The organism is Micromonospora sp. CNZ295, from assembly GCF_004217535.1.
Map to the genome: position 1 here is coordinate 5,551,252 of NZ_SHKZ01000001.1, position 21,366 is coordinate 5,572,617.

The following is a 21,366-nucleotide window of genomic DNA, read 5'->3' on the forward strand; positions in this document are numbered from 1 at the left end:
GCCGCGCCCGGATGAGAAACCCGGCGACGCTGGATATCTTGTGACCGGGGGTGACCGAGGGGGAACGCGACGTGCGGCAGCGGCTGATCGCGGGACGGTACCGGCTGCTCGACCTGGTCGGCACCGGCGGCATGGGCCGGGTCTGGCTGGCCCGGGACGAGATGCTGCACCGCGACGTCGCGGTCAAGGAGGTCGTCCCGCCGGGCTGGCTCGCCGAGCGGGAACGCGACCAGGTACGGCTGCGCTCGCTGCGGGAGGCACGGACCGCCGCCCGGCTCACCCACCCCAACGTGGTACGCGTCTACGACGTCGTGCACGTCGGGGACAACCCGTGGATCGTCATGGAGTACGTGCGGTCCCGCTCACTGCACCAGATCATCACCACGGACGGGCCGCTGAGCCCGCGGCGTACCGCCCGGATCGGGCTGGCCGTGCTGGCCGCGCTGCGGGCCGCGCACGCGGCGGGCGTGCTGCACCGGGACGTCAAGCCGCACAACGTGCTGGTGGCCGACGACGGCCGGGTGGTGCTGACCGACTTCGGGCTGGCCACCTTCGACGGTGGCGACGGCGCCATGACCGGGCCGGGCATGGTGCTCGGCTCGCCGGAGTTCGTCGCACCGGAACGCGCCCGCGACGGGGTCTCCGACCCGCGCACCGACCTGTGGTCGCTGGGCGCGACGCTCTACGCGGCGGTCGAGGGACGCTCCCCGTACGCCCGGGCCAGCGCGATGGCGACGCTCAGCGCGCTGGCCGTCGAGCCTCCCGACCCGATGCGCCGGGCCGGGCCGCTGCGACCACTGCTGACCGGCCTGCTGCAACGGGAACCGTGGCGGCGGTTGACGGCGATCGAGGCCGAGCCGCTGCTGCGTGCCGCCGCGGCCGACCCGGAACGTGCCGTCGGGCCGGCGCCACCGCCGGACGCGGGCAGCGGCCGGTCACCGTCCGGCCGCGACGGCCCACCGGCACGGCCCGGACAGCCACCCCCGCCGCCTGGCCCGGACGGCACGGCAGCCGGCGGCGCCGGTACGCCGGCCCCGGCCGTACCGCCGCCGCGGGGGCCCGGCGGTCCGGCACGACGGCGATCACCACCGCGCCGGATCGCCGTCGCGGCGGTGGCCCTGGTGCTCGCCGCGGTGGGGATCGGCGGGAGCCTCCTCACCCGGGCCGGCGGCCCGGTCCACCAGCCGGACGGCACCGGCGGAGGCGCGACACCGGAGCAGCGCGCCCCGTTCGCCTGCGCGGCGCCCCCGGCGGTCGCGACACCGGTGCCCTCGGTGCCGCCACCCGCCGGCGCGCTGCGCCTGGTCCCCGGCTGGACGTGGCACGTGGACCCGGGCGGGTGGCGGATCGCCGCGCCGGTGGCCTGGCTGCGCTGGACGGAGGGGCCGGTCACCTGCTTCCGGGAGCCCGGCGGCGTGCGGGTGCTCAGCGTGGAGACGGGACCGCGCCGGCCCGACCCGGTGTCCTGGTGGCGGGCCGAGGAACGGCGGCTGACCGGCGACGGGTCGCTCGCCGGCTACCGGAACGTCGCCATCTCCGCCCTGGGCGACTTCTTCGAGGGCGCCGCCGTCTGGGAGTGCGCGTGGGTGAGCGCGGCCGGCGAGCGGGTGCACACGGCACGGCTGCTGGCGAACGTGTCGCCCGGGCGCTCGTACACGGTCTCCTGGCTGACGAAGGAGTTCGACTGGGCGGTGAACAGCCAGTACTTCCTGATGATCCGGCAGAGCTTCGCACCCCTGTCGTGACCGTCCACGCCGGAGCGGCCGGGCGTCACCCCACGCGGTGCGGCCCTGAACTACAGTGACGTAGTTTCCGGCGTCCAAGATCCTCAGGATGGTGAACGGGCAATGATGGGACCGTCGCACGCGCTGTCCGGCGCGGCGGTATGGCTGGCCGGGTCCTGGGCGCTGGACCACTTCGCCGGCTACGAGCAGTCACCGCTGGCGCTGGCCGTCGGCACCGCCGTCTGCGCCGGTGGAGCGCTCTTCCCCGACCTCGACCTGTCCGGCAAGGTGACCCGCAACCAGGGCGGGGCGACCGTCGCCCGCACCTTCGGCGTCTTCTCGCTGTTCATCGCCGAGGTGATGGAGAAGGTGTCGCTCGGCGTCTACTACGCCACCAAGCTCAGCAAGGACCCACGCCGCACCAACGGCCACCGCACGCTGACCCACACCATCCCCTTCACCGTGCTGGTCGGCTGGGGCACCACCGCGCTGTGCGCCGCGTACGGCAAGTGGGCGGTGATCGGCATCCTGTTCTTCATGTTCGGTCTCGCGCTGCGCGGTCTCTTCGACGAGTGGGCCGAGCGCGCCGGCTGGGTCGTCGTCACCCTCGCCTCGCTCGGCGCGGCCTGGTTCACCTTCGCCACCCTGCCGGGCGACCGCGGCTACCCGATGATCGGGCTGGCCGTCGGCGTCGGCTCCTTCGTGCACATCCTGGGCGACATGATCACGAGGGCCGGGGTGCCGATCCTGTGGCCGATCCCGATCAAACGCCGGATGTGGACGATGATCAGCCTGCCGGACTCGATCGCCCTGCGCGCGGGCGGCAAGACGGAGGTCGTGGTCGTCCGGGCCGCGCTCACCGTCGTCGCGGTGCTCGCCGCCGTCGGGCTGGTGGCGCCGGCGGTCCTGCAACGGTTCGACGTCGGCGGCTGACCGAGGTGACCGGGGCCGGCACGGGCCGGCGCGCCGTCGCCGCGGTGCGCAGCCCGACTAGGCTCCCGGTCGTGGAGCCGGAACGGTACGCCGACCCTGATCGACTGCGAGTCTCCGAGCGGGAGGAGGCCGTGGCACCGCTCGGCGGGGCCACGGCCGAGGGCCCGCTCACCCTCGACGAGTACCGCGAACGCCGGTGGTGACGCCCGGTCCGGTGAGCACCGTCGACGACGCCGACGTGCCGGCGTTCTGGCAGCGGCTCGGGCTGCCCGGCCTCGCCGACGTGCACGTGCACTTCCTCCCGCCGCGGCTGCTGCGCCGGGTGTGGGCGTACTTCGACGCGGCCGGGCCGCTGGTCGGCACCGAGTGGCCCATCCGGTACCGGTGGAGCGACGCGGAGCGGGTCGCGCACCTGCGCCGGCTGGGCGTACGGGCGTTCACCGCCCTGGCGTACGCCCACAAGCCGGACATGGCCGTCGAGCTGAACCGGTGGACGCTGGACTTCGCCCGCGCGACGCCGGGCTGCCTGCCGTCCGCGACGTTCTTCCCCGAGCCGGGCGCGCCCCGGTACGTCGCCGACGCGCTCGCCGAGGGCGCACGGGTGTTCAAGGTGCACGTGCAGGTCGGCGGGTTCACCCCGACCGACCCGGCGCTCGACCCGGTCTGGGGGCTGCTCGCCGATGCCGGCGTACCGGTGGTGGTCCACGCGGGGCACGCGCCGGTCGGCACCGCGCACACCGGCCCCGACCCGTTCGCCCGGGTGCTCGCCCGGCACCCGGCGCTCACCGCCGTCGTGGCGCACCTCGGGGCGCCGGACTATTCGGCGTTCCTCGACCTGGCCGAGCGGTACGAGCGGGTCCGGCTGGACACGACGATGGCGTTCACGTCGTTCTTCGATCGCTTCGTGCCGTTCCCCACCGGTGACCTGCCCCGGTTGCGGGAACTGGGCCTGGCCGGCAAGGTGCTGCTCGGCAGCGACTTCCCGAACCTGCCCTACCCGTACGCGGAGCAGCTCGCCGGGTTGGCCCGGCTCGACCTGGGCGACGACTGGCTGCGGGCGGTTTGCTGGGACAACGCGGCCACCCTGTTCGACCGGTCCGCCTGACTCACACGCCGACGCGCTGTTCCGGGACGGTCAGGCCGTAGAGGGCCATCAGCTCCGGGCTGTCGACCCGGCTGCCGTCGGCGACCGAGTCGCAGGCGATGTCGACGATCTGGTCCTTGTGGGCCAGCAGGTACGGCCGCGCGCCGACGTCGGCGTTGGCCAGCGTGGCGATGCCGGACCAGTGCCGGCGGCCGAACAGCATCGGGTACCCGCGCAGCCCACCGTAGGTGGCGCAGACGAGCACGTCCGGGTACGGCAGCGCGACGACCCGGCGGACCGCCGCGACGGTCAGGCCCGGCATGTCCACCGGTACCACGACGACCGCCTCGATCCCGTCGTCGTCGATCGCCGCGAGGCCGGCCCGGATGGACGAGCCGACGCCGGTCCCCCACGCCCGGTTGACGACCACCGTGGCGCCGGTCAGGTCCGCCGTCTCGCGCACCTGGTCCGCCGCGGCACCCAGGACGACCACGATCTGCTCGCAGCCCGCCTCCGTCATCGTGTCGATCATCCGGCTCACCAGCGGCTTCTCGCCCTGGTGCAGCAGGGCCTCCGGGCCGCCGATCCGGCGTCCCCCGCCCGCGGCGATGATCATTCCTGCGATCCGGTTCAGCGGTGCACCTCCGTCGTAGGGACGGACCGGGCAGAAGCTGCTGCCCGGGCCGTGACGCACAACGGACCCAACGAGCGCGGCACGGCGCGGGTAGCGGGGCAAAATAGGAAAATTGTGCCTAAGCCGCGTCGGCGTAGCAGTCCACGATCGACAGGTCGAGGGGAAACCGCACCGGGGTGTCGCCGAACAGCAGCGCCGTGGCCCGCTCGCCGGAGCGGACCACCGCCGCCGCGACCGCGTCGGCCCGCTCCTTCGGGCAGTGCACGACCACCTCGTCGTGCACGAAGAACACCAGCTCGCCGCCGGTGCCGGTCAGCTCGCCGCGCAGCGTGGCGAGCAGGGTCGACGCCCACTCGGCGGCCGTGGCCTGGATGACGAAGTTGCGGGTGAACCGCCCCCGCGACCGGGCCCGCGCCGACCGGTCGCCGCCCTCCGGGGCCGGCTCCTCCCCGTCGAACCCCACCGAACCGGGCGGGCAGGTACGCCCCAGCCAGGAGCGCACCAGCCCGCCCGCCTCCCCCGTGCGGGCGGCCGCCTCCACATACGCGAACGCCGTCGGATAGCTGCGGCGCAGCACCTCCAGCGCCGGCACCGCCGACCCGCCCGTCTGCCCGTACATGGCGCCGAGCAGGGCCAGCTTGGCGCGGGCCCGGTCGCCGCCGAAGGCGTCCCGGGCCAGCGCGGCGTAGAGGTCGCCGGCACCGCCGGCGGCGGCGAGCCGGGCGTCGCCGGAGACCGCCGCGAGGACCCGCGGCTCCAACTGCCCGGCGTCGGCGACGACGAACGTCCAGCCCGGATCGGCCACCACCGCGCGACGGATCACCTTGGGGATCTGCAACGCGCCACCGCCCCGGGTGGCCCACCGGCCGGAGACCACACCGCCGGGAACGTACTCCGGCCGGAACCGCCCGTCGCGCACCCACGCGTCCCGCCAGGCCCGACCGTGCGCCGTCCAGATCCGGTAGAGCTCCTTGTACTCCAGGACCAGCGGCACCGCCGGATGGTCGACGCCGCGCAGCACCCAGGCCCGCGTGTTCGGCACCTCCACGCCGGCCCGGGCGAAGGCCTTCACCAGCTCCGCCGGCGAGTCGGCGTGCAGCTGCCGGACCCCGAAGGCGTCGGCGATGCGGGCGGTCAGCTCCGCCAGCCGCCGGGGCGGCCCGCCGACCCGGGACGGCTCGCCGAGCAGCTCGGTCAGGAGCGTGTCGTGCACGTCGACCCGCCATGGCAGCCCGGCCGCACCCATCTCGACGGCGATCAGCGCACCGGCCGACTCGGCGGCGACCAGCAGCCGGAACCGGCCGGGATGCTCGGTGGCCGCGCCCCGGGCGAGTTGGTCCGCGTACACCCGCCGCAGGGCCTCGACGCCGGGGCCCGGCGGGCCCGGCAGCGTCTCGAAGAGCGCGTCCTGGCCGTGGCCGGGCGGCTCGGCCGGGCGCGGCGGCGGGTCCGGCGGCACCGGCGCGCCGGTGAGCCGCGCCCAGGCGGCGGCCAGCGAGCGCGGCTCACCCCAGCGGCCGGCGTGCCCGAGCAGCAGCGCCTCGGTCAGCTCGACGTCGTGGCAGCGGTCGACGCGGACACCGGCGCGCACCAGCGCCGGGTAGAGCGCCGCCCCGGACGCCCACACCCAGCGTGGCTGCCCGGCGCGCTCGCGGGCCGCCACGGCCGCGGCCAGGTCGGCGACCGGCTCGGGCGGCGCGGTGGGCCGCCCGGCGGCGTCGAGGGGTTGCAGCACTCCCCCGCCGCCCTCGCCCGCCACCACCGCCACCAGCACGAACGTGATTCTGCCTCGCCGGTGCGACACTCGCGTCGGGACGTGCCGCGCCCGGCCGGGACGCGGTCAGGGCAGCCGCCGGCGCCGGCCGTCGACGGCCGCACGCCGGGGCGCGGTCAGGCCGGCGTACCGGGCGGGGCTTATCCCGAGGTGACGCTTGAAGTGCCGGGTCAGGTGGGACTGGTCGTAGAACCCCGCCGCTGCGGCGACCTCGGCTGGACGCTGGCCGGCGAGCAGCAGCCGGCGGGCGACCTCGACCCGCCGACCGGTCAGGTACGAGTGCGGCGGCAACCCGTGTGCCCGGGTGAACGCCCGGACCAGGTGGGTGGGGTGCGCGTGCAGCACGTCGGCGGCCTCGCGGAGCGTGACGCCCTCGGTGATCCGGGCGTCCAGCAGTTCGCGCAGCCGGACGGCGAGGACGTGGGCGCCGCCCGGCTCGTCCCGGACCCCGGCCCGCCCGCGCAGGTGCCGGTCGAGCCGCTCCAGGACGAACGCGAGACGGCTGTCCGCCTCGAACGCCTCCCCTGGCTCGACGAGCGCCTGGTGCAGCTGGTGGATCCGGTGCCGCAGCCGGTGGTCGGGCAGGATCGGCCGGTCGGCGGCGGCGCCGGCCAGATCCGCGCCGAGCAGCGACGTGTCGAGGTACAGGACCCGCTTGCGGAAGCCGTGCCGGGTGGCGGCCCGCCCGTCGTGGGGCACCTGCGGCGGAAGCAGCGCGACCGACGCCGGCAGGGCGCCGTGCTGATGCCGGTCGAGGTCGAAGCGGATCGCGCCCGCGTCGACGATCAGGAGCGTCCAGACGCCGTGCGTATGCGCCGGGTACGCGTGGTCCACGAAGTGCGCGTGGAACACCTCGGCGATCCCGGCAACCGCGGGTCGCCAGGCGGTGACGTGCGGACCGGCCGGCCGGATGGCCACGCTAACAACGTACAAGACCGGTCCGCCGCGGCCGGGGCAGGCTCGAAGCCATGAGTGAGCCCATCCGCTTCGACACCAAGATCGCTGTACTGGTCCGGGACGACCTGGCGGTCTGGCAGCGTCTGAACGTCACCGCGTTCCTGGTCAGCGGCGTCGCCGGCGCCGAGCCCGAGTTGCTCGGCGAGGAGTACCTCGACGCGGACGGAACGCGGTACCTGCCCATGTTCCGCCAGCCGGTGCTGGTCTTCGCGGGCGACCGGACCACCCTGACCAACGCGCTCGCCCGAGCCTACGATCGCGGCCTGCGCGCCTCGATCTTCACGTCCGAACTGTTCGGTACCGGCAACGACCGTGACAACCGGGCAGCCGTGCGAGCGGTGTCCCGCGAGAAGCTCGACCTGGTCGGGCTGGCGCTGCACGGCCCGCGCAACGCGGTGGACAAGGTGGTCAGGGGAGCCGCCCTGCACCGCTGATCGCTGGGCCGGTCCGGCCGGTCCCGCCGGACCCTGCCGACGTACGGAAGCCGGCCCGGCGCTCAGGCCGAGGCCAGGGTCGGCCCGTACCCGACGCCGGTCAGCCGCTCGGACTCGGCCCACAGGTCCCGGGCCAGCACCTCGTCGTGCGCCTCGGCGGTCGCCTGGACCAGTTTCGGGGCGCCCCGCAGCTCGCCCAAGCCGCCCGGGCCGTAGTACTGGCCGCCGACGGCTTCGGGGTCCGTCGCGGCCCGCAGGATGGCCAGCGCACCCCGCTCCGGCGACTGCGTCATCAGCCGGCCCAGCGTGTTCACCAGCAACGTCGGGTTCGCGTCGCGGAACAGCCCGGTCCAGACGCCACCCGGGTGCGCGGCGAGCGACCTGGTCGCCGCACCGGCCCGCGCCAACCGGCGGTGCAGTTCGAACGCGAACAGCAGGTTCGCCAGCTTGGAGCGCGCGTACGCCGCGGTGTGCTGGTAGCTGTCGAGCATCGGCAGGTCGGCCAGGTCGATCGCGCCGGCGCGGTGGCTCACGCTACTCACCGTGACCACTCGCGAGGCCGGCGTGGCCAGCATCGCGCCGAGCACCAGGCCGGTGAACGCGAAATGCCCGAGGTGGTTGACGCCGAGCTGCAACTCGAACCCGTCGCGGGTCTCGGTCCGGGTGGCTGACCACGCGCCCGCATTGTTGATCAGCAGGTCGATCCGGGGATACGCGGCGGTCAGCTCGGTGGCCGCCGACCGCACCGAGTCGAGCGCCGCGAGATCCAACCGGACCACCGCGGTCGAACCGCCGATGCGCGCCGCCGCGTCGGCGCCCCGCGCCGGGTCCCGCACGGCCAGCACGACGTGGCACCCGTGCTCCGCCAGCGCCTTGGCCGTCGCGAAACCGATGCCGGCGCTGGCACCGGTCACCACGGCGACCCGACCGGTCTGGCTCGGCATCTCGTCGATGCTCCACATACCACTCTCCCCGACGTCGGCTCCCGTGAACCGCAACCTACCCGCTCCACGCCGGCCCTGGGCACCGTGATCCGCCGAGCGCTGGACGCACTAATCGATTCCGGACAGGCCCAGGAGGTCCCGCAGCGCCGCCTTTCCGTCCGGGGTGAGCCGCACCGCCCGGGCGGACCCGATCCGCACCACCCAACCGTTGGCCAGGAACGTCTTGCAGAGCTTCGCCCCGGCCAGCCCGGCGAGATGCTGCCGCCGCTCGGTCCAGTCGAGGCAGCCACGCACCAGCGGTCGTTTCCCGGGCCGTAACGCCTCCCGGTCCAACCCGAGGGTGTCGGTCAGCCAGGTCATACCGTCCGCCGTCAGGGCGAAGCCAACCGTCTGGTCCAGCAGCCCCGCCCCGGTCATCGCGTCGGTCACCGCGACGCCCAGCCGCCCGGCCAGGTGGTCGTAGCAGGTGCGGCCCCGTCGCAGGGCCGCGCTCGCGGTCACCGCCCGAAGCCCGCTCGACGCGGCCGGGCGGCGCTCGATCCGGGCCGCCAGATCCTCCAGAAGCTGCGCGACGGAGGGACCGGCAAGCCGCACGTACCGGTGCCGGCCCTGACGCTGCTCGACGAGCAGCCCGCCGTCGACGAGGCGGTGCAGGTGCTCGGTCGCGGTGGAGCGCGCGACGCCGGCGTGGGCCGCCAACTCGCCCGCGGTCCAGGCGCGGCCGTCGAGCAGCGCGAGGCACATCGCCGCCCGCGTCTCGTCGGCCAGGAGAGCCGCGAGCGACGCCAGGTCCGATGCGGAGGTCACCTACCCAGCCTAGGCCGGGTCCGTTCGGCGACCGCCGAACGGACCCGGCCGTACCGTCGCCGCATGCAGCAGATCAACGGTCACGACGCCGCGTTCGCCGTCCTGAACGACCCGGCCTTCGTGGTACCGCCGGTCCCACCCGCGGACGCCGGGGTCGCCTGGCTACGCGCCACAGTCGGTCGATTCAGCACCGGAGCGGCCCACGAGCGTCGGCGTGCGCTGTCAACCGCGATCCTCGACGCGATCCCGCTGAGCGTCCTGCGGGAGCACGGTCCGGCGCACCCGGTGGCGATCCTCGCCCGCACGATGGGCATCGACGAGCCCGTCGTGGACCTGGTGCGCGACGTCGCCCAGGCGTACCACCCGGGCACCGGCGACGAACCCACGGCCGGCGCGGCGGTCGCCCGGCTGGTCGCGCTCCTCGGTGGCGACTACGACGAGCCGACCGCGGCCCGCATCGGGGTGCTGGTGCAGGCGTGCGAACCCACCGCGGCGCTGATCGAACGGGCCCGGCGCCGCCACGTCGAGGCGGCGTTGCGCGACGATCCGCCGGTCGCGGCGACCAGGCGGCAGGCGCTGGTCCGGACCACCGTCGGTGACGTCACGGTCGAAGCCGGCGAGGTGGTGCGGGTACGCCTCGCCGGTGAGCTGGCGTTCGGGGCCGGGCCACACCGCTGCCCGGGCCGGGCGCACGCCCTCGCCCTCGTCGAGGGAGCCCAGGCATGAGGGACTTCGCCGCCCTGCACCGCGCCGGCGAACCGCTCGTCCTGCCGAACGTGTGGGACGTCGCGTCAGCCCGGTGTCTGGTCGAGGCCGGTTTCCCCGCGCTCGGCACCACCAGCCTCGGCGTCGCGGCTGCGCACGGCCTGCCCGACGGTGCCGGTGCCGCCGACGCCGAGACGCTCCGCCTGACCGCGAGCCTGGCGAGCCTGCCGGCCCACCTGACCGTCGACATCGAGACCGGCTCGGTCGACACCGCGGTCGCGGTGGCCGCGGCCGGGGCGGTCGGCGTCAACATGGAGGACGCGCTGCGCCCGGCCGCCGCCCACGCCGCGTTGATCCGAGCCGTGAAGCGGGAGGCGCCGCAGCTGTTCGTCAACGCCCGGACGGACACCCACTGGCAGCGACCCGGCGACCTGGCCGAAACCATGCGCCGGGTGCGGCAATACGCGGGCGCCGGCGCCGACGGCGTGTTCGTTCCCGGCCTGGCGGAGCCCGCCGACATCGCCGCCGTCGTGGCGGCGGTCGACGTGCCGGTGAATGTCCTGTTCCTGCCCGGCCGGCACACCGTCGCCGCCCTGGCGGACCTCGGCGTGCGGCGGGTCAGCACCGGCTCCCTGCTCTTCCGCGCCGCGCTGGCAACGGCCGTGGACACGGCCGTTGCCGTCCGCGACGGGCACCCCGTCCGGCCGGACCTGCCGTCCTACGTGCAGGTCGACGCCGGGTCGACGGCACGCTGAAAAGCGGACGGAGGGCGGCCCGGGTGGGCCTCGGCGCGGGTCGCGGCGGTCAGCGGCTGGCGGCTGCCACCCGTAGCCCCAGGGCGATGAGCACGGTGCCGCTCACCGCTTCCAGCCGGCGGCGGATCACCGGTCGACGGAACCACGCGCCGGCGCGCCCGACCACGGCTGCCAGACCGAGGTAGAGGACCACCTCGACCGCCACCTGGAGCAACGCGAGCAGGGCGGTGGTCGCGAACAACGGCCGGTCGGCCGGCACGAACTGGGGATAGAACGCGATCATGAACATGGCGGCCTTCGGGTTGGCGAGCATCACCACCGCACCCTCGCCGAACGCCTTCCACCAGCCCCGCTTCGGGTCGGCCAGCAGGTTTGCGGTCGGCTCCTGGACCGGCCCCGGCTTCCGGCTCCGCCAGGCGGTCCGCCAGGCCTTGACTCCCAGGTAGATCAGGAATCCGGCACCGATCACCCGGAGGACGAGGAAGGCCGCCTCCGAAGCGGCGACCATGGCTGCCAGACCTGCCGCGGCGAACAACGCCCATAGGTACAGACCGGCCTCCAGGCCCAGTACGGTCGGCACCGCTCCGGCGAATCCGCGCAGCGCGGCCCGACGCAGGATCAGCGCCATCGCAGGGCCTGGCGACGCCGAAATCAGCACAACGGCAACGACGAAGGCCGGTAGCGACGCGACGACATCCACCAGCGGATCATCCCGGCCGCCGCCGCCGCGCTCAATCCCTTTCCAGAGCCAACCGGCGACCGCGCCGCAGCGGGTGGCCGTTGCCGTGGAACGACCACCCGCTGCGGCGGTACGTGTGCCCGCGGTCTACTTGCCGACGCCGGCGGTCAGGCCGGACTGCACCTGGCGCTGGAAGACGATGTAGACGACCAGCACCGGCAGCATCGCCATCGTGACCCCGGCGAACAGGCCGGACCAGTCGGACTTGTAGCCCTGGTTGACCGACAGCTCGATCAGGCCCTGCGCGATGACCTGGTTCTTCGGCTCGCCCGCGACCGACTGCATGAGCAGCGTCGGCAGGTACCACTGGTTCCACTGGCCGAGCACGTTGAAGATGCCGATGCTGATCAGGCCGGGCTTGGCCATCGGCAGCATCACGCTGAAGAACAGCCGGCTGTGCGACGCGCCGTCCACCATCGCGGCCTCGGCGATCGCGTTGGGCAGCGTCCGGAAGAACGAGTGCATGAAGAAGACCGTGAACGACAGCGACCAGGCCACGTAGACCAGGATCAGCATGACGTGCTTGTTCGGCCCGAGCGGCGGCAGGACCACGCCGGTGTTGTAGACGCCCTTGAACAGCGGGACGGCGGCGAGGTAGATGGGCAGCGTCAGCCCGGCCAGGAACATCCAGTAGATCAGCCGGTTGCCGGGGAAGTCGTAGCGGGCCAGCACGTACGCGGCCATCGAGCCGAGCAGCATGGTGAGGGTGACGCTGCCGGCGAGCACCAGCAGCGTGTTGAGGAAGAAGCTGTCGATGCCCGCCGTCCAGGCGCGGGCGAAGTTGTCCCACTGCAGCGACTCCGGCAACAGCGACAGCGGTTCGCGGATCACCTCGGAGTCGGTCTTGAGAGCGGACATCACCACCCAGACCAGCGGGTAGACCACCATGACCGCCCACACCGCGAGGAACAGGTGCGAGAAGCCGTTGAAGATCCGCGCGCCGGCGCCCTTGCCGCCGGGCTCGTGCGACCGGCCCGACGTGGGGCGGGTCGGCGGGACCAGGTCCGGCCGGGCGCGGCCGGAGTCGTGGGTCACCGTGCTCATCACCAGTCTCCTCAGTACTCGATCCGCTCGCGACGGGTGATCCGCAGCTGCAGCGCGGCCAGCAGGATCGTGAAGATCGCCAGCGCCACGGCGATCGCGCAGGCGTAGCCGAACTGGCCCTTCTGGAACGCGTTGAAGTTGATCACCGAGGCGAAGATCTCGCTGGCGTGGTTCGGTCCGCCCTGGCTCGGCGTCATCACGAAGACCAGGGCGTACATGTCCAGGGCGATGAAACCCAGGTAGACCCAGGCGACCGAGACGGTGTCCCGCAGCAGCGGCAGGGTGATCCGGAAGAACGTCTGGAACCGGCCGGCGCCGTCGAGGATGGCCGCCTCGAAGACGTCCTTGGGGATCGACTGCATGGCCGCGGAGAAGAGCACCATGTAGAAGCCGGCACCGCTCCACACCGCGATCAGCAGCAGCCACCACAGCACGGCGGGGACGCCGAGGAACGGCTCCGGGTCGTTGGTGAACGCGATCGGGTTGTCCGCGTCCACCAGCCCGAACTTGATCAGTACGCCGTTGATCAGGCCCTGGCCGTCCGTGCGGTAGATCTGCTGCCACATGACGGCGATGACGACCAGCGACAGCACCTGCGGGAAGAAGAAGATGACCTTGTACACGCCGGAGCCGAAGACGCCCCGGATGCCGGCCCTGTCCTCGCGTCCGCCCACGTTGAGCAGGAACGCGAGGAACAGGGCCAGCGCGATCGTGAACAGCGGCACGGTGACCAGGAAGAACACGTTGTGCCAGAACGCCTTCCTGATCAGCTCGTCGGAGAGCAGCCGGACGTAGTTGTCCAGCCCGACGAACTGCTGCCGGTCGGAGTAGCCACCCCAGTCGGTCAGCGAATACCCGGCGGCCTGGGCGAACGGCCAGACCACGTAGAAGAGGTAGAGCGCGACCGGCAGGGCCAGGAAGCCCGTGACGAACCGCGCGACACCGTGCCGCATTGGACTCACTCTTTCCGTTCGGGGGTCAGGCGTCCCGCGTCTGCTTCTTGATCGACGAGTCCTTGGCGACCTTGTCGGCGGCCGCCTGCATCTTGTCGATGAACTGCTGGGCGGTCAGCCGGCCGGCCATCAGCTCCTCGGAGAGGTTCTGGCTCTCCTTGTCCAGGTCGGCGTAGAAGTCCCAGAGCTTGACCGAGATGAGGTCGGAGCCCGCGTTCTTCATCAGCGCGTTCGCCGACGCCAGCGCCGAGTCCTGCACGTTGTCCCCGGAGCCCTTGGTCGAGGCCAGCGACTTGGTCAGCTCGGCGAACTTGGCCGAGCCCGCCTTCGAGAGCACCGCCCGCAGGAACTCCTTCGCGGCCTCCTTGTTGGGCGCCTTGCTCGGGATCACGAAGCCCTCACCGGAGCCCGCGTAGACGTCCTTCGCCGCCTTGTCGCCGGCGTTGCTCCAGTAGTCCGACAGCGTCAGCTCGAAGCCCGGCGGGATGGTGGCCGCCATCTCGTTCTTCAGCCACGTGCCGACCTGGATGAACGCCGCCTTGCCGTCGAGCCACGCCTGCTGCGACTGGGTGTGGTCGAGCTTGCCCGGCAGCAGCAGCTTGTCCTTGACCAGCTTCTCCCACGGCTCGAGCGCCTTGAGGACGCCGTCGGCCTTCCAGGCGTTGTCCTTGAGGTTGTCGATGTCGACGACCGCCTGCTTGCCGGCGGACTTCCAGATGCTCGCCATGAGCGCCCAGCGCGGGTAGTAGCCGTGCACCGCGTCGTGGACGTACGGGGCCATGCCCTTGGCCTTGATCTTCGGCGCGAGGGCGAAGAACTCCTCCCAGGTGGTCGGGGCCTGCCAGCCCTCCCGCTTGAAGAGGGCGGCGTTGTACCAGTTGCCCCAGACCGTGTAGGCGATGTTGACGACGTAGAACTTGCCGTTCTGCGTACCGTCGGAGACGGTGCCCGGCAGCAGCGTGTCGGCGACCGTGCCCTCGCTGTCCCAGGCGGGCGCGCTGAGCAGGTCGTCGAGCGGCTCGATGGCGCCCTCGTTGATGAGCGTGCTGCGGTCCATCGAGTCGGCACCCGAGTTCATGATCAGGTCGCTCGGCTGGGTCGCCATCTTCGGCTGCTCTTCGGTCTTGATCTTCTGGGTGGAGCTCATGTTGACCGTGATGTTCGGGTGCTTGGCCTTGAAGATGACCTCGTCTTCCTTGGCCCACTGGTCGCCCAGGCCGCCGTTGAAGATGACCACCTTGACGGCGCTGCCGTCCTTGACGCCGAACGGGTTGTCCTTGCTCTTCGTGCCTTCGTTGCTGTCGTTCTTGGCCGGCTCGCTGCCGGCACAGGCGCTGAGCAGACCGGCGGCCGGTGTGACCAGCAGACCCGCGGCCGCGGCGCGACGCAGCAGGGTCCGGCGGTTCAGTTCGGGGGAAACGGACATGATGCGACTCTCCTTGGGGTTCGGGTCAGGCGGTCCGCCGGAGGCGCCCGGCGTACCGCGACTCGAGGGCGTGGTTGTGCTCGTCCCCGCCGGGGACGTTGGCCGAGAGGTAGATAGGGGGCACCTCTCCGGCCTGGTGGAACCGTCGTACGACCTCCGCGGTCAGCAGCTGCGCCAGCAGCGCAGCGGTGACCGAGGAGACCGCACAGACCGCGCCGCCGCCCTCGAGCGGCAGCAGTGCGTCGCCGTACGGCGCGCCGTTGTCCAGCACGACGTCGGCGAGTTCGGCGAGCCGGCGACCGGACGGGTGCCGGGGGGCCACCCGCGCGGTGTGCTCGACCGAGGTGACCGCGATCAGCGGGTGACCGCGCCCGGTGACCAGCGCCGCCAGCTCGACCACCGAGCCGTTGATGCCGGACTGGGACGCCACCACGAACACGTCCTGCGGTTGCGGGGCCGCCAGGGCGTAGATCTGGTGGGCGATGGAGGGGTCGCGCTCCAGCTTCGGATCGGCGAGCACGTCCCGTGGGGCGTTGCCGTGCAGCACCAGGTCGTGGATGGCGAGCCGGTTGGCGGGGACCAGCCCGCCGGCCCGGGCGACCAGTTCCGCGGCGAACGCCTCGGAGTGCCCCGCGCCGAACGCCTGGAGCACGCCGCCGGCGCGGAGGCTGGCGGCGATCAGGTCGGCGGCGGCGGCGAGCGCGTCGGCGCTGGCGTCGACCAGCCGGTCGAGCACCGGCCGGACCGCCTCGGCGTACCGCTGCGCACTGATCACTGCGTACTCCCCTTCGCGGCCTTGTGCCCGTCGACGGCCTGGGCGGTACGCCGGAAGGCCGCGTGGGCGCGGTCGTGCGTGCGTTGGGCGACGGCGATGTAGAGCAGGTCGAGCACGACCAGCTGGGGATGCCGGGCCGACAGCGCGTCGGGGCGGAAGGTGGTGGCCTGGCTGGCGGTGAGCAGCACGATGTCCGCCAGCTCGGCCAGCGGCGAGCGCGGGAAGCCGGTGACGGCGACCGTCGTCGCGCCACGGCTGCCGGCCTCCGCCAGCATCTCGATGGTCTCCCGGGTCTGGCCGCTGTGCGAGACGCCGAGCGCGACGTCGCCGGCGCGCAGCAGGGCCGCCGAGGCGAGACCCTCGTGGACGTCGTTCCACGCCCAGGCGGCGACGCCGATGCGGTGCAGCATGAACTGCATCTCCTCGCCGACCAGGGCGCTGCCGCTGGCGCCGAAGATGTTCACCCGGCTCGCCCCGGCGATCGCCACGGCGGCCCGTTCCACCTCGGCGAGGTCGAGCAGGGCGGCGGTGTCGTGCATGGCGCGGGTGTCGGCGGCGATGATCTGGTCGAGCACCCGGCGCAGCGGGTCGCTCGGCTGTATCTCCCGTCCGATGTCGACGGTCCAGCCGGCCGAGCGGGCCCGGCCGGTCTCGGCGGCGATGCCCAGCCGCAGGTCCGCGTATCCCTCGAAGCCCATCGCGCGGCAGAAGCGGGTGATGGTGGCCGGTGAGGTGCCGCTGCGCTCGGCCAGCTCGACGATCGTGGCGCGGGCGGCGCCCTCCGGGTCGCTGAGCACGTGCTCGGCGACGCGCCGCAGCGCACCGGTCAGCTCGCCCGCACCGGCCCGGACCCGGGCCAGCACGCCCTCGGCCGGGCCGCGGCCGCGACGGTCGAACCCGTCGGTGTCCACCACCGCGGTCCCCGCGGCGGTGTCCACCTCGTGATCAACCATCGGGCACCCTTTCGGAAAAGACTGTTAACTGTTAGTGGTAAAAGTTCTTACTGAAGGGGTGTCTATGTCAAGGGCGTGGGCGAAGTTTTCAAACTGTTACCTGGCGCACAGCTGCGACGGCGCCCTCCGCCTTGCCCCCGGGCACGAGGCCGACCAGCATTAACCCCGCTTCGATCAAGGAGGTGGGCCGGTGTCCGGCGCCGTCGTGGTCGGTCTCGACATCGGGGGTACGTCCACCCGGGCGACCGCCCTGACCCTGGACGGGCAGCGCCTCGGCACCGGCCGGGCCGGCGGCGGCAACCCCACCAGCCACGGCGCGGACGCGGCCGCCCGCGAACTGCACGCCGCCCTGAACGCCGCGCTCGCCGACGTCGACCCCGCCCGCGTCCGCGCCGGGGTGATCGGGCTCGCCGGCGCCGGCCGGCTGCTCGCCGACCCGGACGGGCGCGCCGCCTTCGACCGGGCCTGGCACGACGCCGGACTGCGCTGCCCGTACGCCGTGCACGGCGACGCGCTGGTCGCCTACGCCTCCGGCACCGCCGCGCCGGACGGCACGGTGCTGATCGCCGGCACCGGCGCCATCGCCGCCCAGGTGTGCGGCCTGCGGCTGGACCGGGTCGCCGACGGGCACGGCTGGCTGCTCGGCGACGCCGGGTCCGGCTTCTGGCTGGGTCGCGAGGCGGTCCGCCGGCTGCTGGCCGACCTGGACGCCGGCCACGCCCCCGGCCCGCTGGGCCGGCAGGTACTCACCGACCTGCTCGGCTCGGCCGAGGTGGCACCCCGCTCCCGGGACACCGTCGACGTGGTCGTCCAGGCCGTCACCCGGCGCCCGCCGGTGGAACTGGCCCGGCTGGCACCCCGGGTGGTCACGGCCGCCCTCGACGGCGAACCGGCGGCCGGCCAGCTCGTCGCCGAGGCCGCGGCGCACCTCACGCGCACCGCGGCGCGGATCCGGCCGGCCGGCGACAGCACGCCGATGGTGCTCGGCGGAGGGCTGCTCACCGGCGACACCCCGCTGGCCACCGCGGTCCGCGCCGAGGTGGCCCGGCGCTGGCCGGACGCCGACGTACGCTCCGCCGGGGACGGCGCCGCCGCTGCCGCCTGGCTCGCCGCCCTCGACCTGCCCGAGGCCGGTGACCCGGCCGCCCTGCACGCCCTGCTGGTCCCCGCCCGCTGAGCGTCCCGCCCCGTCCGGCGGGCCGCCGGCTCGCCTCCCGGCCGGACCGGCGGGCCGGCGGGCCGGCGGGCCGGCCAAGGTCACCCTCGAACGCCGAAGTAGTGGCCTCCCACACGGCAAGCGGCAGGAGGCCACTACTTCACGGATCGAGCACTATCGTGCAGCGGGTCAGATCGTTTCCGGACGGGCCAGCCGCCTCACTTGAGTTGGCCGGCGGTCAGGCCGGTCTGGATCTGGCGCTGGAACAGGATGTAGACGGCCAGCACGGGCAGCGTGGCGATGGTCAGGCCGGCGAAGAGGCCACTGTAGTCGCCCTGGTAGCCCTGGCTGACCGCGAGCGCGGCGAGCCCCTGCGCCAGCACCCACTTGGAGTCGTCGCCCTGCATGAGCACCTGGGGCAGGATGAACTGGTTCCAGTGGCTCAGGAAGTTGAAGATCGCAATGCTGATCAATCCCGGTCGGGCCATCGGCAACATGATCCGGAAGAACAACCGGAAGTGACCACAGCCGTCCATCAGCGCGGCCTCCGCGACCGCGGTCGGCAACGTCCGGAAGAAGGCGGACAGGAAGAAGACCGTGAACGGCAGCGAGTACGCGGCGTAGACCAGCATCAACCCGGTCCAGGTGCCGAACAGGCCGGCGTTGCGCACCACGAAGAACAGCGGCACGAGGGCCAGGAAGACCGGGAACATCATCCCGCCGACGAACAGGTAGTACAGGAACTGCCGGCCGCGGAACTCGTACCGGGCGAAGACGTACGCGGCCGTCGCGCCCAGCAGCATGGTCAGCGTCAGCGAGCCGGCCACCACGATCGCGCTGTTCAGGAAGTACCGGCCGATGTGCGCCTCGGTCCAGGCGCGCGCCCAGTTCTCCAGCCGCAGCGCGCCGGGCAGGCCCCACGGGTCGGACAGGATCTCCCCGTCGCTCTTGAACGAGCTGAGGAACATCCAGAGCAGCGGCAGCACGGTCAGCGCGCCCCAGAACAGCAGGAACCCGTGCGAGAAGACGTTCACACCGCCGGCCTCGCGGCCCGGTCTGCGCTCCTTGGCCGCCGGCCGGTCCCCGGCCGCGCTCGCGGCGGAGGCGTCCTGGTCGAGAATGGTCACGAGTACTCGATCCGATCACGCCGGGCGGCCCGCAGTGCCAGCACCGCCACCGACAGGGTCAGGAAGAACAACACGACACCGATGGCCGAGGCGTAGCCGAACCTGCTCTCGCTGCCGAACGCCGTCTCGTACATCCGCAGGCCGATCACGTCGGAGGAGAAGTTCGGCCCGCCGTTGGTCATCAACTGGACCAGGATGAACCCGTCCAGCGCCGCGATCGCCAGGTAGATCCAGGCCACCTGCACGGTGTCCCACAGCAACGGGATGGTCACCTTGCGCATGGTGGTCAACCGGGACGCCCCGTCGAGCATCACCGCCTCGTAGATGTCGCGCGGGATGGCCGACATGGCCGCGCCGAACAGCACCACGTAGAAGCCGACGTTGGCCCAGACCATCACCGCCAGCACGCACCAGAAGGCCGTCCGCGGGTCGCCGAGCCAGGTCGGCGCGGGCAGGCCGAGGGCCCGCAGCGTGCCGTTGAGCAGACCGCTGTTGGGGTGGTAGACCTCCCTCCACAGCAGGGCGATGATGACCACCGAGAGCACCTGCGGGAAGAAGTAGACCATCCGGTAGAAGGGGGTGCCGCGCACGCCGGTCACCCCGGCCCGGCCCTTGCGACCGCCCATGCTGAGCATCGTGGCGAAGAAGAGGCCCAGCCCGATCGTCACCACCGGCACCACGGCCAGCAGCCAGGCGTTGTTCTTGAGCGCGTTCCACACCCGCCCGTCGTCCAGCAGCCGCTCGAAGTTCGCCAGGCCCACCGAGTTGGCCTCCGCCGAGTAGCCGAGCCAGTCGGTGGTGGAGATCTGGAAGGCCTGCAGGTACGGCGAGATCACGAAGATGCCGTACAGCAGCAGCGGCGGCACCAGGAACGTGATGATCAGCGGGTACTTGCCATGTTTCACGTGAGGGACCTACTCCTGAAGGCGGTGGGCCGGTGGGGACGGATGATGCCGTCCCCACCGGCCGGATGTCACGCGGCCCGCTTGTACTTCTTGATCGAGCTGTCCTGGGCGATCGAGTCGGCGCCCTGCTGGCACTGGTCGAGGAACTCGGCCGGGCCGATCCGGCCGCTGAAGAACTCGCCGCACGCCGCGTCGACGAGCTCGCGCTCCAGCTTCCGGTAGTAGTTGTTGTAGACCCAGTTGAAGCCGTTGCTGCCGGAGGCGTCCAGCGCCTTGGTCACGGAGCTGAGGCCGAACGGCAGGTCGATGCCCTCGGTCGCCCCGGCCACCACGGTCAGGCTGGAGACCTTGCGGGTGAAGTCCTGGGCGCCCTTCTTCGACAGCATGATCCGGAAGTACTCCAGGCCACCGGCGATGTTCTTGGCCTTGGCCGGCACCATGAACGGCTCGCCGGCGGTGCCGCGGATCGCCTCGAACGGCAGCTTGTCGCCGCTGCCCAGGCTCGGCGTCGGCTGGATCGTCATGTTGAAGCCCTCGGGCGTGACCTTCGCCTGCTCGCTCTCCAGCCACGACCCGCAGGAGATGAAGGCGGCCTTGCCCTGGCACCACGCGGTCTGCGACTGCACGTGGTCGAGGCCGGGCGAGCCGTCCAGGATGTACTTGTCCTTGACGATCTGGTGCCAGGCGTCCGCCGCCGCCTTCATCGCGTCGGACTTCCAGGCGTTCGGCTCGAGGTTGTCGATCGCGGTGGCGACGGAGGGCCCGCCGAACTTGATGGCCGTGGCGATCAGCGGCCAGCTCATGTAGCGGGGGTGCTTGCCGGCGTACGTCCACGGCGCGATGCCGGCGGCCTTGATCTGCTTGCAGAGCGCGATGTGCTCGTCCCAGGTCTTGGCGTACTGCCAGCCCCGGTCGGCGAACAGCTTGGTGGAGTGCCAGATGCCGTACGCCGTGTAGGTGTAGTTCAGCACCAGGAACTTGCCGTCGTAGGACCCGACCTCGACCGCGCCGGGCAGCAGCGTGTCCTTGACGGTCTTGCCGGGGATGTCGAGGCTCGGGGCGTTGAGCAGGTCGCCGAGGTCGGCGATGGCGTTCTGCGAGACCAGTCCGTTGAAGTCGATCTGACCGGCGCCGGAGTTGTTCACCACGTCCGGCGGGGTGCCGTCGACGAAGCGCGGCTGGAGCGTCTTGTTGATCTCCTGCGTCGCCGAGTGCTTGATCGTCGCCTTCGGGTACTTCTCGGTGTACATGGCCTCGTGGGCCTTCGCGTACTCTTCGCCGAAGCCACCGTTGAAGATGACCACCTCGAGCGGGGCGTCCTCCTTGACGCCGAGGGGGTTCTGCTCGCTCTTGGTGCCCTTGTGGGTGCCGGCGTCGCTGTCGTCACCACCGCCGGTGGCGCAGCCGGCGAGCAGGCCGGCGGCGGGGGTGGCCAGGAGGCCGGCGGCGGCGGTACGCCGCAGGATGTCACGCCTGTTCATGGTCGCTCCTCGGATCGGGTCTCCGGCGGCCGCCGGACACGGGGGTGGCGGGCCGT

The 21,366-nt window shown here is 72.6% G+C and carries 22 protein-coding genes; 8 read left to right on the forward strand and 14 right to left on the reverse strand.

Going from position 1 to position 21,366, the window contains the following annotated elements; translation table 11 throughout:
* The first annotated feature begins 131 nt into the window (after nt 1-131).
* The 4 genes from EV376_RS25865 (at nt 132) to EV376_RS25880 (ending at nt 3,762) form a co-directional block, all read left to right on the forward strand.
* Nucleotides 132-1,745 (forward strand): serine/threonine-protein kinase, encoded by a 1,614-nt coding sequence (locus EV376_RS25865; protein WP_486482935.1) that lies wholly within the window; start codon nt 132-134, stop codon nt 1,743-1,745.
* Nucleotides 1,746-1,847: 102 nt separating this feature from the next.
* The gene (locus tag EV376_RS25870; protein WP_130327388.1) at nt 1,848-2,657 is read left to right on the forward strand and encodes a metal-dependent hydrolase; all 810 of its coding nucleotides are present in this window, start codon (nt 1,848-1,850) and stop codon (nt 2,655-2,657) included.
* Nucleotides 2,658-2,728: 71 nt separating this feature from the next.
* Nucleotides 2,729-2,860 (forward strand): DUF1707 domain-containing protein, encoded by a 132-nt coding sequence (locus EV376_RS25875; protein ID WP_130327390.1) that lies wholly within the window; start codon nt 2,729-2,731, stop codon nt 2,858-2,860.
* Nucleotides 2,861-2,871: 11 nt separating this feature from the next.
* Complete coding sequence (locus EV376_RS25880; RefSeq protein ID WP_486482809.1) at nt 2,872-3,762, forward strand: amidohydrolase family protein; 891 nt, start codon at nt 2,872-2,874, stop codon at nt 3,760-3,762.
* Nucleotide 3,763: 1 nt separating this feature from the next.
* Here EV376_RS25880 and EV376_RS25885 read toward each other — a convergent pair whose 3' ends face one another.
* The 3 genes from EV376_RS25885 to EV376_RS25895 all read right to left on the reverse strand — a co-directional run bounded on the left by EV376_RS25885 (nt 3,764) and on the right by EV376_RS25895 (nt 7,067).
* Entirely contained in the window at nt 3,764-4,357 is a 594-nt protein-coding gene (locus tag EV376_RS25885; RefSeq protein ID WP_130327392.1) for a nucleotidyltransferase family protein, read from the reverse strand.
* A 136-nt stretch (nt 4,358-4,493) separates the two neighbouring features.
* Nucleotides 4,494-6,179, reverse strand: coding sequence for a bifunctional 3'-5' exonuclease/DNA polymerase (locus EV376_RS25890; protein ID WP_130327394.1), 1,686 nt, complete (start codon nt 6,177-6,179; stop codon nt 4,494-4,496).
* Between the two features lie 36 nt (nt 6,180-6,215).
* The gene (locus EV376_RS25895; protein ID WP_486482810.1) at nt 6,216-7,067 is read right to left on the reverse strand and encodes an AraC family transcriptional regulator; all 852 of its coding nucleotides are present in this window, start codon (nt 7,065-7,067) and stop codon (nt 6,216-6,218) included.
* Between the two features lie 50 nt (nt 7,068-7,117).
* Between EV376_RS25895 and EV376_RS25900 the strand changes: the two genes are divergently transcribed.
* Nucleotides 7,118-7,540: a DUF2000 domain-containing protein gene (locus EV376_RS25900; protein ID WP_130327396.1), complete on the forward strand. Its 423-nt coding sequence runs from the start codon at nt 7,118-7,120 to the stop codon at nt 7,538-7,540.
* A gap of 62 nt (nt 7,541-7,602) precedes the next feature.
* Here EV376_RS25900 and EV376_RS25905 read toward each other — a convergent pair whose 3' ends face one another.
* Nucleotides 7,603-8,502: an oxidoreductase gene (locus tag EV376_RS25905; protein WP_130327398.1), complete on the reverse strand. Its 900-nt coding sequence runs from the start codon at nt 8,500-8,502 to the stop codon at nt 7,603-7,605.
* 90 nt (nt 8,503-8,592) lie between these two features.
* Complete coding sequence (locus tag EV376_RS25910) at nt 8,593-9,228, reverse strand: ArsR/SmtB family transcription factor (RefSeq protein ID WP_486482936.1); 636 nt, start codon at nt 9,226-9,228, stop codon at nt 8,593-8,595.
* 126 nt (nt 9,229-9,354) lie between these two features.
* On the opposite strand from EV376_RS25910, the gene EV376_RS25915 reads away from it, so the two are divergent.
* Complete coding sequence (locus tag EV376_RS25915) at nt 9,355-10,017, forward strand: cytochrome P450 family protein (RefSeq protein WP_130327402.1); 663 nt, start codon at nt 9,355-9,357, stop codon at nt 10,015-10,017.
* Nucleotides 10,014-10,751, forward strand: coding sequence for an isocitrate lyase/PEP mutase family protein (locus tag EV376_RS25920; protein WP_130327404.1), 738 nt, complete (start codon nt 10,014-10,016; stop codon nt 10,749-10,751). The genes EV376_RS25915 and EV376_RS25920 overlap by 4 nt, the downstream gene beginning before the upstream one ends.
* A 49-nt stretch (nt 10,752-10,800) precedes the next feature.
* Here the strand turns inward: EV376_RS25920 and EV376_RS25925 are convergent, their stop codons facing one another.
* The 6 genes from EV376_RS25925 to EV376_RS25950 form a co-directional block, all read right to left on the reverse strand.
* The gene (locus EV376_RS25925; RefSeq protein WP_486482937.1) at nt 10,801-11,487 is read right to left on the reverse strand and encodes a LysE family translocator; all 687 of its coding nucleotides are present in this window, start codon (nt 11,485-11,487) and stop codon (nt 10,801-10,803) included.
* Nucleotides 11,488-11,577: 90 nt separating this feature from the next.
* Nucleotides 11,578-12,534, reverse strand: coding sequence for a carbohydrate ABC transporter permease (locus EV376_RS25930; RefSeq protein WP_130327408.1), 957 nt, complete (start codon nt 12,532-12,534; stop codon nt 11,578-11,580).
* An 11-nt stretch (nt 12,535-12,545) separates the two neighbouring features.
* The gene (locus EV376_RS25935) at nt 12,546-13,487 is read right to left on the reverse strand and encodes a carbohydrate ABC transporter permease (protein ID WP_130327410.1); all 942 of its coding nucleotides are present in this window, start codon (nt 13,485-13,487) and stop codon (nt 12,546-12,548) included.
* 25 nt (nt 13,488-13,512) lie between these two features.
* Nucleotides 13,513-14,913 carry an N-acetylglucosamine/diacetylchitobiose ABC transporter substrate-binding protein gene (gene ngcE / locus EV376_RS25940; RefSeq protein WP_130327411.1) on the reverse strand — a complete coding sequence of 467 codons (1,401 nt, stop codon included), beginning with the start codon at nt 14,911-14,913 and terminating at the stop codon, nt 13,513-13,515.
* Between the two features lie 25 nt (nt 14,914-14,938).
* Nucleotides 14,939-15,688, reverse strand: a complete 750-nt coding sequence (locus EV376_RS25945) for an SIS domain-containing protein (protein WP_130327413.1) — start codon at nt 15,686-15,688, stop codon at nt 14,939-14,941.
* A complete protein-coding gene (locus EV376_RS25950) occupies nt 15,685-16,641 on the reverse strand; it encodes a MurR/RpiR family transcriptional regulator (RefSeq protein ID WP_130327415.1) in 957 nt (318 codons plus the stop codon). Before EV376_RS25950 ends, EV376_RS25945 begins: the two co-directional genes overlap by 4 nt.
* Nucleotides 16,642-16,831: 190 nt before the next feature.
* Between EV376_RS25950 and EV376_RS25955 the strand changes: the two genes are divergently transcribed.
* Nucleotides 16,832-17,818, forward strand: a complete 987-nt coding sequence (locus EV376_RS25955; protein WP_130327417.1) for a BadF/BadG/BcrA/BcrD ATPase family protein — start codon at nt 16,832-16,834, stop codon at nt 17,816-17,818.
* A 197-nt stretch (nt 17,819-18,015) separates the two neighbouring features.
* On the opposite strand, the gene EV376_RS25960 is transcribed toward EV376_RS25955, so the two are convergent.
* From EV376_RS25960 to ngcE (EV376_RS25970), 3 genes are all read right to left on the reverse strand, one after another.
* The gene (locus EV376_RS25960) at nt 18,016-18,924 is read right to left on the reverse strand and encodes a carbohydrate ABC transporter permease (protein ID WP_130327419.1); all 909 of its coding nucleotides are present in this window, start codon (nt 18,922-18,924) and stop codon (nt 18,016-18,018) included.
* Nucleotides 18,921-19,829 (reverse strand): carbohydrate ABC transporter permease, encoded by a 909-nt coding sequence (locus EV376_RS25965; RefSeq protein ID WP_130327421.1) that lies wholly within the window; start codon nt 19,827-19,829, stop codon nt 18,921-18,923. The genes EV376_RS25960 and EV376_RS25965 overlap by 4 nt, the downstream gene beginning before the upstream one ends.
* 68 nt (nt 19,830-19,897) lie before the next feature.
* Nucleotides 19,898-21,310, reverse strand: coding sequence for an N-acetylglucosamine/diacetylchitobiose ABC transporter substrate-binding protein (ngcE, locus tag EV376_RS25970; RefSeq protein WP_130327423.1), 1,413 nt, complete (start codon nt 21,308-21,310; stop codon nt 19,898-19,900).
* Nucleotides 21,311-21,366: the final 56 nt, after the last annotated feature.

Excerpts from the sequence above, each read along its gene's own strand:
- EV376_RS25910 (WP_486482936.1), bottom strand. The coding sequence starts at position 9,228 with ATGTGCCTCGCGCTGCTCGACGGCCGCGCCTGGACCGCGGGCGAGTTG.
- EV376_RS25935 (WP_130327410.1), bottom strand. The coding sequence starts at position 13,487 with ATGCGGCACGGTGTCGCGCGGTTCGTCACGGGCTTCCTGGCCCTGCCG.
- ngcE (WP_130327411.1), bottom strand. The coding sequence starts at position 14,913 with ATGTCCGTTTCCCCCGAACTGAACCGCCGGACCCTGCTGCGTCGCGCC.
- EV376_RS25865 (WP_486482935.1), top strand. The coding sequence starts at position 132 with ATGGGCCGGGTCTGGCTGGCCCGGGACGAGATGCTGCACCGCGACGTC.
- EV376_RS25885 (WP_130327392.1), bottom strand. The coding sequence starts at position 4,357 with ATGATCATCGCCGCGGGCGGGGGACGCCGGATCGGCGGCCCGGAGGCC.
- EV376_RS25920 (WP_130327404.1), top strand. The coding sequence starts at position 10,014 with ATGAGGGACTTCGCCGCCCTGCACCGCGCCGGCGAACCGCTCGTCCTG.
- EV376_RS25950 (WP_130327415.1), bottom strand. The coding sequence starts at position 16,641 with ATGGTTGATCACGAGGTGGACACCGCCGCGGGGACCGCGGTGGTGGAC.
- EV376_RS25870 (WP_130327388.1), top strand. The coding sequence starts at position 1,848 with ATGATGGGACCGTCGCACGCGCTGTCCGGCGCGGCGGTATGGCTGGCC.
- EV376_RS25900 (WP_130327396.1), top strand. The coding sequence starts at position 7,118 with ATGAGTGAGCCCATCCGCTTCGACACCAAGATCGCTGTACTGGTCCGG.
- EV376_RS25930 (WP_130327408.1), bottom strand. The coding sequence starts at position 12,534 with ATGAGCACGGTGACCCACGACTCCGGCCGCGCCCGGCCGGACCTGGTC.
- EV376_RS25905 (WP_130327398.1), bottom strand. The coding sequence starts at position 8,502 with ATGTGGAGCATCGACGAGATGCCGAGCCAGACCGGTCGGGTCGCCGTG.
- EV376_RS25915 (WP_130327402.1), top strand. The coding sequence starts at position 9,355 with ATGCAGCAGATCAACGGTCACGACGCCGCGTTCGCCGTCCTGAACGAC.
- ngcE (WP_130327423.1), bottom strand. The coding sequence starts at position 21,310 with ATGAACAGGCGTGACATCCTGCGGCGTACCGCCGCCGCCGGCCTCCTG.